We start from the raw sequence: 11,677 nt of genomic DNA, 5'->3' as shown, positions 1-11,677 counted from the left end.
GTACTTTCCTGAGTGACGGGAATGTCAAGTAAGGCACAAGCGGGCCCTGCTCTCCCTGGGTTTCCGTCCTACAGGCCGTTTCCATCGATCATCGCCATCAGGCAATCGCCAGCTTGTGTGCCGCTGATGCCCAGATCACGCACGCTGTTCATGTGGTTTCGGTCATTCAGGCGGAGGTCGCTGACAGGGTGCCCCTGCGCGCGCAAGCGCTTTCCGAAGTCGGCGGCCTGCTGGTGAAAAGGTGACGTTTCCTGATCTCCGACGAGAATGGTCGCTGCCGTCTCCGGGTCATGCCACCGCGTCATTGGGGTGAAGGCAGCTGCCTCCTCATCGGTGATGCCGATTAACGGCTGGAGGAAGGAGGTCTGAAGGGGCTTGAGGTCGTAAAGGCCGCCTAGCAGCAGCGCCGCACGTATGCGCGACGGCATTGGCGCCTTTTCGAACAGGAATGTGGCCAGGTGCGCACCCGCCGAATGACCACTTACGCTTAGCCGGGCAGGGTCGCCGCCATGGGCGGCTATATTGTCCAGCACCCATTGTTTGGCACGCCGGATCTGGTCGACGATTGCCGCCATCCTGAATTCGGGCATCAGCGCATAATCGACGATGACCGCGATCGCCCCAGCTTTGGTGACTGTGTTCGCTACATAAGAATAGTCGCTTCTGGAGAACATGCGCCAGTAGCCACCATGGATGAAGATGTGCACGGGAAGATCCCTGCGCACACCGGGCGGAAAGAACAGGTCCAACCTTTCGGCCTCGCCCTCGCCATAGGCGATACCCGCCGATATCGGCAGGGTCGCCCGGGTTTCGGCGCTGCGAGTCACTATGTCGGCCACGATATCGTCAAAATCGGCCACATGGTCGCGCGTGCGGAAAGGGTCCTTTGACATGACTGCCGGTTCAGAAGGTGACGGCAATATATTTAGCCTCCATGAACTCGGCGATGCCGTGGTGCTGGCCGCCTTCGCGGCCAAGGCCGCTCTGCTTGACGCCTCCGAATGGTGCGGCCGGATCCGACATCAGTCCCCGGTTGAGGCCGATCATGCCGGCCTCGATCCCCGACGCCACCCGCATGCCGCGCCCAACATCGCGTGTGTATATATAAGCGGCCAGGCCATATTCCGTGTTGTTAGCATGGGCGATGGCCTGGGCCTCGGTGTCGAAGCGTGTGATAGGTGCCACCGGGCCGAAAATCTCCTCGTGCGCCATCTCCGCATCCGGCGGCACCTCGGACAGCACTGTTGGCGGATAGAAGAATCCTTCTTCCTCCGAAATCGCCCCGCCGCAAAGCACCTTGGCTCCCCGGCCCACCGCGTCCTTGACCAGGCGATCGATCTTGTCGACAGCCTTTCTGGTGATCATCGGCCCGCACTCGGTGTCGGCATTCGGGCCCGCCCCCACCTTAAGTGCCGCCATGCGCTTGCGGAGCCCGTCGGCAAAAGCATCATAGATTCCCGATTGCACATAGAGGCGATTGGCGGCGGTGCAGGCTTCGCCGGCGTTGCGCATCTTGGCGATCATCGCGCCATCGAGGGCGGCGTCGAGATCGGCATCGTCGAAGACGACAAACGGGGCATTGCCGCCGAGTTCCATAGAACACGAAATGACATGCTTTGAAGCCTCGCCGAGCAAGGTTCGGCCGACACCCGTCGACCCCGTGAAGGACAGCTTCCTGACCCGCGGATCGGCAAGCATGGCCGAAGTCAGCGGCCCGGGACTGGTCGTGGTCAGCACGTTGACGACGCCGGCAGGCACGCCGGCTTCGCTGTAGAGTGCCGCCAGCGCATAGGCCGTCAGTGGTGTTTCGCTGGCCGGCTTCAGGACGACAGTGCAGCCTGCCGCCAGCGCCGGCGCGATCTTGCGGGTCGCCATCGCGGCCGGAAAATTCCACGGTGTGATCAGCACGCAAATTCCGATCGGCTCATAATCGACCACGATCCGGTTGGTGCCGGATGGCGCGGTGCCGAATTCACCGGTGATCCGGACCGCCTCTTCGGCATTCCAGCGGAAGAACTCGGCGGCATAAGCCACTTCGCCGCGCGCGTCGCGCAGCGCCTTGCCGTTCTCCAGCGAGATCAGCATGGCGAGCGTTTCGGAGCGTTCGACCATCAGTTCGAAACAGCGCCGAAGGATTTCCGAGCGTTTGCGCGGCGCAGTTTCCCGCCATCTCCTAGCTGCTTTGGCCGCCGCCTCGACGGCGGCGGTGGCGTCCTCGACCGTCGCATCGGGAACCGCCGCGATCACCGCCCCGGAGGAGGGATCGACGACATCGATGAGCCGACCGTCGGAGGACGACCGCCAAGTGCCGTCGATGTAGAGTCCGTGCGAAAAACCGCGCACGTCATAGCCATCCTGGTCGAGTTGCTGAGTGTTCAAATTCATCGCTTTGTTCCGTTTCTCACATAACGCAGGCGGCGAGGTCGCCGTCATGGGCAGCCTGGACGAGGCGTCGCATCGTGCCGAGATCGAACGCACGCGGATTGTTCTTGATCAGGCGGTCGATGCCGAGCGCTTGCTCGGCGGTCCACTCAAGCTTATCGGCAGGGAGGCCCAGATCCGCCAATGTTGGCGTAATACCGATCGCCGCGAACAATCGCCTGATCTCCTCGATCGTGGCGGCTGCCATCGCGTCGGCGGTTCGCGCCTTGGCCTCCAAGCCAAGTGCCGCGCCGATCTCTGCCATCTCGTGAGCGGCGACGCGGCTGTTATAGGTCATCACGTAAGGCATCATTGTGGCCACGCCCAAACCATGGGCGGTGTGGGTGAGGGCGCCTGCCGGGTATTGCACGGCATGCGCCGCCGCCGTGCCGGCGGTGCCGAACGCGCAGCCCGCCGCCAGAGCGCCCATCATGACATCGGCACGCGCGTCGGCATCCGTGCCGTCGCTGCAGGCTTTCTCCAGACTCCGGCCAAGCAGCTTTATCGCGAGCAACGCGAAATGGTCTGTCAGCGCAGTCTTGCCGATGAAGACATGCTGTTGCGGCAGATTGGGATCTTCACCGCGCCGCATGGCGGTGAAGGCCTCAATCGCATGGGTCAAAGCGTCGGCGCCGGCGATCGCGGTCAGGCCAGGCGGACAGGTCATTGTCAGCTCGGGATCGCACAGAGCGACCGCGGCGATAAGGTGAGGGCTCGATATGCCGACCTTGAGCGTCCGGTCCGGGTCGGAAATCACCGCGACCGGCGTCACCTCGGAGCCGGTGCCGGCCGTGGTGGGTACGGCGATCAGCGGCAGTGTCTGACCCGGCACCTTGAACTCCCCGTAATAGTCCTGGAGCTTGCCGCCATGGCTGAGCAGCAGGGTGGCGCATTTGGCGAAATCGAGACAGCTGCCGCCGCCGATGCCGATCACCATATCCGGCCCGAACCCCTTCGCTTCCTCGACGCAGATGCCGACCGTATCGCGTGGCACGTCGGGCAGAACACGATCATGCACCAGGACCTCGATCGAGGCTGACTGAAGGGACTTGATAATGTCGGCGAATACCGTTGTGCCCGCGAAACGCTCGTCGGTGCAGACCAGCGCGCGTCGGCCGAACCGGGCGGCGACCGTCGGCAGCACATGGCGTTGCCCCTTCCCGAACAGGATTTCACGCGGCAACCGCAGGGCGGCGAAGAGGGTCATGATTGTTCCTTTGACGGCTGCTGACTGGAAACGGAGGCATTGAACTCGGTCTGGATCGGACGGTTTAAGAGTGTGTCTCTCGCACTTAAAAGATATCCGCTTTAAAATCGTATAGGATATAGGATTGCATCCGCGGAACCATCGTGTTAGCAGTCCTCACTGTCAAGAGGCAAAATATGCAGACCGCAAACTTACCCGACCCAAGCGACGCCAGCATTGGAGCTGGTCGCATCCAGCGCGCCAACAGTCTCGTCGAAGATGTCTATGAAGCCATCTTCGCGCAGTTGATGGCGCTGAAGATCCCCCCCGGCTCGCGCATCACAGTCGACAGCTTGGTCAAGGAATTCAACGTCTCGCACACGCCGATCCGGGAAGCCCTCGGACGGCTCGAAGGCGAAGGCCTGGTGCTCAAGACGCATCTGATCGGTTATCGTGCCGCGCCCCAGATCACCCGGCGCCGTTTCGACGAATTATACGAGATGCGTCTGCTGCTCGAGCCGCATGGCGCCGCAAAGGCCGCCGCAACGATGGACGACGCCAAGCTCGATCTGTTGCTCGAAGCTGCCGGCGTGATGTCACGCCGCGAAGGCAAGGATGATCGCGTGCGCTATTCGAATTTCGCCAGACAGGATGCGATCTTCCACGACAAGATCATGGAGTTTTCTCAAAACGAACTCATCCGTGAGACGTTGAGCCACCAGCACACGCACTTCCACATCTTCCGCCTGATGTTCCATGCACGCGTGACCGAGGAGGCGCTTGACGAACACGAGGCGATCCTTGCCGCGTTCGGCTCGGCCGATCCCGATGCCGCCGAAAAGGCGATGCGCATCCATATCGAGCACTCGCGCGATCGCCTGCTCCCGGCATTCGATTGAGGTCGGAACGGATGTCCATTGCCGCGAATATCGCCGGGGAGGGCGGGAGCACGTTGTCCAGCGAAGCGCCTGGTTCGCTTGAACCGGTGCTGCGCGCCCAGGAATTGTCCAAGCAATACGGCCCAGTGACGGTGCTGTCGGACGTCACCCTGGACGTCCTGCCGGGAGAGATCCATGCCATCATTGGCGAGAACGGTGCCGGCAAGTCGACGTTGATGCGGCTGCTGTCCGGCTATGTCGAGCCAAGCCACGGCACGTTGTCGATGAACGGACACGCGGTGAAATTTGCCAAGCCTGCCCAAGCACAGGATGCCGGTATCGCTTTGGTTCATCAGGAGATCCTGCTCGCCGAGGGGCTCACGGTCACCGACAATCTGTTTCTTGGGCGAGAGCTTTCGCGTGGCCATGTCGTGGATGACCGCACCATGCGCCGGCTGGCAACCGAGAAACTGGCGCAGATCGGCTGCGCGGTCTCGCCAAGGGCACTGGTGCGCGACGTTTCGCTGGCAGACCGGCAGATGGTGCAGATCGCTCGCGCCCTGCTTGACGACCACAAGGTGGTTATCTTCGACGAGCCGCCCGCCGTTCTGACCGGTGGCGAGGTCGAGCGCCTGCTGGAGATCGTCCTGCAACTCAAGGCTCACGGCACCGCCGTGCTCTATATCAGCCACCGGTTGGATGAGGTGCAGCGGGTCGCAGACAAAGTGACCGTTCTGCGCGACGGCAAGATGGTCGGCACCTATCCCGGCAAGACGCTGAGCCAGATGGACATGGCGCGGCTGATGGTCGGGCGCGAACTGGCAGCGCTCTATCCTGAGAGAACCGCAGCGCCTTCGGATGTACCGATGCTGAGCGTGAGGAACGCCTCCGTTCCCGGCTATGTGGAGGACGTGTCGTTCACGGTCCACAAGGGCGAGATCCTGGGGTTCGCCGGTATGGTCGGCGCAGGCCGAACCGAACTCTTCGAGGGCATTATCGGCTTGCGCCCGGCAGTTGCCAAGATCGAACTTGAGGGCAAGTCGGTCCATTTCCAATCGCCGCGCGCGGCGATCGACGCCGGCGTCGGTTACCTGACCGAGGATCGCAAGGGCAAGGGACTGCTGCTGCAAGAGCACTTGGCGCCTAACCTGACGCTGTCGGCGCTCGATGTGTTCCATCCCGGCCTCTCGATGGGTCGGCGCCGCGAAGCGCAAGCCCTGGAACAGGCCGTGGAGACATATGACATCAGGCTGAAGAGCCTCGGCGCCAAAGCGGCCCAGCTTTCCGGGGGCAATCAGCAGAAGCTGCTGCTGGCGAAGGTGCTGCTGACCGATCCTTCGGTGGTCATTATCGACGAGCCCACGCGTGGCATCGACATCGCCAACAAGGCGCAGATCTATGCCTTCATCCAGGAGCTTGTGGCCAAGGGCAAGGCCTGCATCGTCATCTCTTCGGAGATGCAGGAATTGATCGGCATCTGCGACCGCATCCTGGTGATGCGCGAAGGCCGCATCACCGGCGAGGTCAGTGGCGCCGAAATGACCGAAAGCAATGTGGCGGTACTGGCGACCAGTGGCCCCAAGCCAGGGCCAAAAGCCAAGGGAGGCACAAAATGGCTGTCATGAGCGAATCCGCACCCAGGCGTCGCCCCCTCGATCTCAACATCAGTTGGACCGATATCGGGCCTTTTCTTGCGCTGGCAGCTCTGCTGGTGGCCGGTTACCTCATCAACCCCGATTTCCTGTCCGCCACCAACCTCGCCAACGTCATCACCCGCAGCGCCTTCATCGCCATTATCGCGGTCGGCGCGACATTTGTGATCTCGTCGGGGGGGCTCGATCTTTCCGTCGGCTCGATGGCCGCCTTCATCACCGGCATCACCATCATGTTCATGAACGCGGTGGCGCCGCATGCCGGCATCTGGGCTATTCCCGCCGGTATGGCGGTTGCGATCCTGGTCGGCCTCCTGTGCGGGCTTGCCAACGGGCTCATCGTCACGGTCGGCAGGATCGAACCGTTTATCGCCACGCTGGGCACGATGGGGATTTTCCGGGCGCTGATAACCTATCTGACCGATGGCGGCACGATACCGATCGACAGGTCGTTGCGCGAGGCCTACCGGCCTGTCTATTTCGGCACGGTCGGCGGGATCCCGGTTCCAATCCTCATATCCGTCGCAGTCGCCGCGGTCGCATCCTTCATCCTTTACAAGATGAAATATGGGCGCAAATGTGCGGCGGTCGGCGCCAATGAGGATGTCGCCCGTTATTCCGGCATCTCGGTGATCAGGACACGGACCGTGGCCTATATCGTCCAGGGTGTCTGTGTGGCGATTGCCGCGATCTGCTACGTGCCGCGCCTGGGCGCCGCAACGCCGACAACCGGACAGCTTTGGGAACTGCAGGTCATCACCGCCGTGGTGATTGGCGGCACCGCATTGCGCGGCGGCAAGGGCCATGTGTGGGGGACAGTCGCCGGCGCCGTCATCCTGGAACTCATCGCCAATCTCATGGTGCTCTCGGACTTCGTCTCCGAATACCTCGTTGCCGCTGTTCAAGGCGTCATCATCATCATCGCCATGCTCATCCAGCGGTTTTCGAATTCGAAATAGCGCCGCGTCCGGACCACGCGGATTAACGTTCTTGTAGGTCCAAGGGAGAAGACAATGTTCAGTAGAAAATGGATTGCGGCAGCGACACTTGGCGCGCTGCTGCTGGCCGGCCAGGCCATGGCGCAAGACAAGAAGGTCATCGCGGTGTCGATACCGGCCGCTGACCACGGTTGGACAGCGGGCATCGTCTACCACGCACAAGCGGCGGCCAAGGAAATCAACGCCGCGTTCCCGAACGTCGAAGTGGTCGTGAAGACGTCGCCGTCCGCGGCGGAGCAGGTCAGCGCGCTTGAGGACCTGTCGGCCAGCCGCAAGCTGGATGCTCTGGTGATCCTGCCTTACAGCTCGGAAGAGCTGACCCAGCCGGTCAACGCTATCAAGGACATGGGCACGTTCATCACCGTCGTCGATCGGGGTCTGACTGACGCCTCCGTCCAGGATCTCTACCTCGCCGGCGACAATATCGCGGTTGGCACCAACACCGCCAAGTTCATGATCGACAAGCTTGGCGGCAAGGGCGACGTCGTTGTGTTGCGCGGCATTCCGACCGTCATCGACGACGAGCGCATCAAGGGCTTCCAGGACACGATCAAAGGCACTGATCTGAAAGTCCTCGACATCCAGTACGCGCATTGGAACAGCGACGAAGCCTTCAAGCTGATGCAGGACTATCTGGCCAAGTACCCGCATATCGATGCGGTGTGGGCCAATGACGACGACATGCTGCTTGGCGTGCTCGAGGCGGTCAAGCAGTCGGGGCGGACCGACATCAAGCTTGCGCTCGGTGGCAACGGCATGAAGGACATCGTCAAGAAAGTGATCGACGGCGACGCCATGACGCCGGTCGAGACGCCATACCCGCCGTCGATGATCAAGACCGCGATCTACATGACAGTCGCCAACCTGATCGGCCAGGCACCCGTCCGTGGCACCGTCAAGCTCGACGCGCCGTTGATCACCCAGGCCAACGCCAAGGAATATTACTTTCCGGATTCGCCATTCTGACCCTATCCGATTTCACAGAAAGGCAGGCGCAGTCTGCGCCTTGCCTAGCTCAAAACACTGAGAGGAAGAACCATGCCAGGCAAAAAGATACTGATGCTGACCGGTGAGTTCACCGAAGAATACGAAATCTTTGTCTATCAGCAAGCGATGGAAGCCGTCGGTCACACCATCCACGTGGTATGCCCGGACAAGAACGCCGGAGATCTGATCAAGACCTCGCTGCACGACTTCGAGGGCGACCAGACCTACACCGAAAAGCTCGGCCATTATGCGCTGATCAACAAGACTTTCTCGGAAGCCGAGAGGCAGCTCGATCAGTATCATGCCGTCTACTGCGCGGGCGGCCGCGGCCCGGAATACATCCGCACCGACAAGCGCGTGCAGGCGATCGTGCGCCATTTCCACGAGGCCAAGAAGCCAATCTTCACCATCTGCCACGGCGTGCAGATCCTGATCGCTGTCGACGGCGTGGTGCGCGGCAAGAAGGTCGCGGCACTCGGCGCCTGCGAGCCGGAGGTGACACTGGCGGGTGGCACCTATATCGACCTGTCGCCGACCGAGGCCTATGTGGACGGGACAATGGTTTCGGCCAAAGGTTGGACGGCGCTTGCTGCGTTCATCCGCGAATGTCTGAAGGTGCTGGGAACGGAAATCCGCCACGCATAAACTTCTGGAACCGACGCATTCGCCAAGGGATGCGTCGGTTCCCTTCAACAGCGCTTCCATATCCATCAACTCGGTCGGGATCGCGGCTTCCGAGCTACGATATAGGCGAGACACTTAAGTATTGCCGCCTGTTGCGCCGCTTTTCGTCCTGCCTGTTCCACTGGTGCTGTTCGACAGGGTCGGCGCGCGGCGTTGTTTCAGCATCCGGATAGGCCGTGTCGTCGACCGTGCGGCCCCGTCGTCCCCCCGAGGCCACCTCGCTCCGGGCTTGCTCATTCGGATTGCAAGCTGCTGACATCAGTCAACGCCTGCAACGGCGCTACGCCACCGGAAATCGGGGTGCGCTTGAGTTCAGGCCCGCGTCAGTAAATCTGGCATCGCGGATAATCCAATAATCTCCCGGCGTCCGGGGCTGGTCATCGGCCTGACGAAAAGAACGGCGTCCAGGAACGATTTCGGCCGGCTGTCGTTGCCTAACATTAGGTATCCCTTATGGACTTTGCGAAATGCCGCTGTGTCAGAATCTATGCCCTCTTGAAATGACGTTCAAATGTCCTCGCTGCGGATTGGCTTTGCTGAAACCCGGGCGCTGGTTCCAGGTTGCGTCCAAATATCGCTGCGAGGGCTGTCACAGCGAAATCCGGATTACGTATCCCGACAAGATTGCACTTTTCCAGAAGTATGCGGATTCGCAGGGCGAGGTCCATCTCCCCCAAAGCATAGCTCAGTCCTGACCAGTCGTTCAGCGGCTAGGCCACGGTCCTGCCAGGAGGGCAGGCGATCTGAAGGCTGACTTCCGGCGGTAGGGTTGCCTGTAGCATGGAACGAAATCCGTTCCCTGCGGTTGGAGTTGTCCAGCTACACGCGATTGAACCGGCCTTGCCCCACAGTCAGGAGCAGTGATGCAAACATACCTGGTGGAACAAATGGAGGGGGATGACGTGGTCGCGGCGAGTAACGTCAATGCGTCCAGCCCGTTCACGGCGGCGACTATGTCAACGGGACGCCAGGTTACCCTGCGGACTTGGGAAAACAATTGGGTTCGTGTAACGGATGAGCTTGGAGGGGAAGTGTTCGCATACTGCTTCGTTTCAAGTACTGGCAAAGCGGATAGCAGCGCGCAGCCCGACACCTCTGTAAGGTAAGGTAGTCCCGCAGCCCGGGCGGGCGCAGGCTGGCCTCTTCATCTTCGAATAATTCAAGCGATTAAGACCGTCTCACGCATCATCCGAATGATTGATGAAAAGATCATGCCGCGGAGCGATAAGCGGCAACAATCCTAGCGTGGGGCCCTTATGTCTCTGGCGCATTTAGAATCTTCGAGGGCGATTCAAACGGTGCAGGCTGACTACCAAGCGGTGGTCCCTTGCCGATGGCTAAAAGCTCCCGATCATGCTCTTGACCATGGCGGGCCTGTTCTACGTCTGCATCAACGGATGGGAACTGGCTTCGCCGACGTTCCTGTCTTTGATCACCTGAGGGAGATCGCCGGGCGTTATTCCGAAAAATTAGCCGCCAGCGACGGCACCAATCGACTGACCTATTCCGAGCTTTTTCGGGCGGTCGAGGCATTGGCCGGCTGGATTGAAGCCGTCGTTCCCGACGGAAATGCGGTTGGAATACTTCAGGCCAACTCGGTCTGGTACACCGTTGCGATGCTGGCCAGCATGGCATCCGGTCGGCCGTCAGTGCCGCTTAACGTGCGAGATCCGGACTCGCGCATCAACGAAATCGTCGCCGACGCGAGGCTCTCCGCCATAATTGGCGACAAAGGCCTCCACGGCCTTGATCTGCCCCAGCACGTTGCCTGGATCGATATGGCGCAATCATTGCAGGCAACGCCCCATCCAGCCGCACACCGTGTGGTTTCTGTCGATGCACCGGCAATCGTGCTTTATACCTCCGGCAGCACGGGCCGCCCCAAGGGGATTGTCAACAGCCAGCGGAACTTGCTGTGCCGAGTGCAGCAATATGTCGATGCGTGCCACATCAATGCACAGGATGTATTCCTGCCTCTGACCGGCCCGGCAACCATCGCCGGCTGTCGGGAAATTCTTGCCGCTCTGCTCACGGGTGCCACGTTGCAGCTTGTGGAGGTTGAAGCCGTCGGCCTGCGCGCGGTTCGCGGCCGCATGCAATCCGAAGGCGTGACGATCACCTATCTGGTGCCGGCATTGCTTCGCGCTCTCTTGGCGGATGAACCCGCGGACGCCTTTGGTTCGCTCAGAGTTGCCCGAATTGGAGGCGAGAAGGTATCTTCGGCCGACATCCGCCTCGTGCGCAAGGCTGTCCCGCCAAATTGCCTGGTGCAGATCGGCTATTCATCGACGGAAACGACGGGATCGCAGTGGTTCTTGCCGCACGATTGGCCGGAATTCGATTCTTCGGCTCCCGTCGGCTGGCTGCTTCCGGGAATCAGCTTCGCAGTGGTCGATGAAGAGGGTTACCCGGTTCAGCCCGGCAAGATCGGAGAACTGTTGATCAGAAGCCCGTATGTCGCGCTTGGACATTGGGAAAACGGGGCCGTTGTTCCGTTTGAAGTAGACCCCGACGACCAGACGCTTCGCATCTTTGCGACGGGCGATCTTGTGCAAATCGGGAGTGACGGCCTGCTGCGGATCATAGGCCGCAAAGGGCGCCAGATAAAGGTCAATGGGCGGCGCGTTGAGCCGGCCGAACTCGAACGGGTGCTGCGTGGCGCGCCGTCGGTGAAGGATGCCGTGGTTATCGTCACCCCGGCGAATGAACTGGTTGCATTCGCCGTACCGCACAGCGGAGCGGGATCCAGTTTTTGCGACGAGCTGCGCCCTCTTGCCAGGACAAACTTGCCGCCGGCGCTTTGCCCGTTGCGACTCCATGCAAGCGCCGAGATACCGCGACTGCCCAGCGGACAGATCGATATGACAACGC

9 protein-coding genes are annotated in these 11,677 nt (G+C 61.1%); 6 read left to right on the top strand and 3 right to left on the bottom strand.

Translation table 11 applies throughout. The annotated features are described in order from the left end of the window. Positions 1 to 68: 68 nt before the first annotated feature. Genes EN884_RS09870 through EN884_RS09860 form a run of 3 tightly spaced genes read right to left on the bottom strand, consistent with a single transcriptional unit; the run spans position 69 to position 3,628 of the window. Positions 69 to 893 (bottom strand): alpha/beta hydrolase, encoded by an 825-nt coding sequence (locus EN884_RS09870; RefSeq protein ID WP_024502416.1) that lies wholly within the window; start codon positions 891 to 893, stop codon positions 69 to 71. 10 nt (positions 894 to 903) lie between these two features. Further along, positions 904 to 2,385 carry an NAD-dependent succinate-semialdehyde dehydrogenase gene (locus tag EN884_RS09865; protein WP_063167481.1) on the bottom strand — a complete coding sequence of 494 codons (1,482 nt, stop codon included), beginning with the start codon at positions 2,383 to 2,385 and terminating at the stop codon, positions 904 to 906. A 16-nt stretch (positions 2,386 to 2,401) separates the two neighbouring features. Then, positions 2,402 to 3,628: an iron-containing alcohol dehydrogenase gene (locus EN884_RS09860; RefSeq protein ID WP_063167482.1), complete on the bottom strand. Its 1,227-nt coding sequence runs from the start codon at positions 3,626 to 3,628 to the stop codon at positions 2,402 to 2,404. 176 nt (positions 3,629 to 3,804) lie between these two features. On the opposite strand from EN884_RS09860, the gene EN884_RS09855 reads away from it, so the two are divergent. From EN884_RS09855 to EN884_RS09820, 6 genes are all read left to right on the top strand, one after another. Next, complete coding sequence (locus EN884_RS09855) at positions 3,805 to 4,506, top strand: GntR family transcriptional regulator (RefSeq protein ID WP_013533133.1); 702 nt, start codon at positions 3,805 to 3,807, stop codon at positions 4,504 to 4,506. A gap of 11 nt (positions 4,507 to 4,517) precedes the next feature. Beyond that, the gene (locus EN884_RS09850) at positions 4,518 to 6,110 is read left to right on the top strand and encodes a sugar ABC transporter ATP-binding protein (protein ID WP_128360542.1); all 1,593 of its coding nucleotides are present in this window, start codon (positions 4,518 to 4,520) and stop codon (positions 6,108 to 6,110) included. Continuing rightward, positions 6,098 to 7,096 (top strand): ABC transporter permease, encoded by a 999-nt coding sequence (locus tag EN884_RS09845; RefSeq protein ID WP_024502420.1) that lies wholly within the window; start codon positions 6,098 to 6,100, stop codon positions 7,094 to 7,096. The genes EN884_RS09850 and EN884_RS09845 overlap by 13 nt, the downstream gene beginning before the upstream one ends. A gap of 54 nt (positions 7,097 to 7,150) precedes the next feature. Further along, positions 7,151 to 8,101: a substrate-binding domain-containing protein gene (locus tag EN884_RS09840; RefSeq protein WP_063167484.1), complete on the top strand. Its 951-nt coding sequence runs from the start codon at positions 7,151 to 7,153 to the stop codon at positions 8,099 to 8,101. Between the two features lie 72 nt (positions 8,102 to 8,173). Then, positions 8,174 to 8,767, top strand: a complete 594-nt coding sequence (locus EN884_RS09835; protein ID WP_013533129.1) for a DJ-1/PfpI family protein — start codon at positions 8,174 to 8,176, stop codon at positions 8,765 to 8,767. A gap of 1,295 nt (positions 8,768 to 10,062) precedes the next feature. Beyond that, a partial coding sequence (locus EN884_RS09820; RefSeq protein WP_348632985.1) for an AMP-binding protein occupies positions 10,063 to 11,677 on the top strand: 1,615 nt, incomplete at its 3' end.

The sequence above is a fragment of the Mesorhizobium sp. M7A.F.Ca.AU.001.01.1.1 genome, from assembly GCF_004022735.1.
Taxonomy (GTDB): Bacteria; Pseudomonadota; Alphaproteobacteria; order Rhizobiales; family Rhizobiaceae; genus Mesorhizobium; species Mesorhizobium ciceri.
The sequence above is the reverse complement of the archived record's forward strand: the minus strand, read 5'-3'. Positions and strand labels throughout refer to the sequence as shown.

Coding starts and splice junctions, on each gene's coding strand:
- EN884_RS09870 (WP_024502416.1), bottom strand. CDS start 893: ATGTCAAAGGACCCTTTCCGCACGCGCGACCATGTGGCCGATTTTGAC.
- EN884_RS09865 (WP_063167481.1), bottom strand. CDS start 2,385: ATGAATTTGAACACTCAGCAACTCGACCAGGATGGCTATGACGTGCGC.
- EN884_RS09860 (WP_063167482.1), bottom strand. CDS start 3,628: ATGACCCTCTTCGCCGCCCTGCGGTTGCCGCGTGAAATCCTGTTCGGG.
- EN884_RS09855 (WP_013533133.1), top strand. CDS start 3,805: ATGCAGACCGCAAACTTACCCGACCCAAGCGACGCCAGCATTGGAGCT.
- EN884_RS09850 (WP_128360542.1), top strand. CDS start 4,518: ATGTCCATTGCCGCGAATATCGCCGGGGAGGGCGGGAGCACGTTGTCC.
- EN884_RS09845 (WP_024502420.1), top strand. CDS start 6,098: ATGGCTGTCATGAGCGAATCCGCACCCAGGCGTCGCCCCCTCGATCTC.
- EN884_RS09840 (WP_063167484.1), top strand. CDS start 7,151: ATGTTCAGTAGAAAATGGATTGCGGCAGCGACACTTGGCGCGCTGCTG.
- EN884_RS09835 (WP_013533129.1), top strand. CDS start 8,174: ATGCCAGGCAAAAAGATACTGATGCTGACCGGTGAGTTCACCGAAGAA.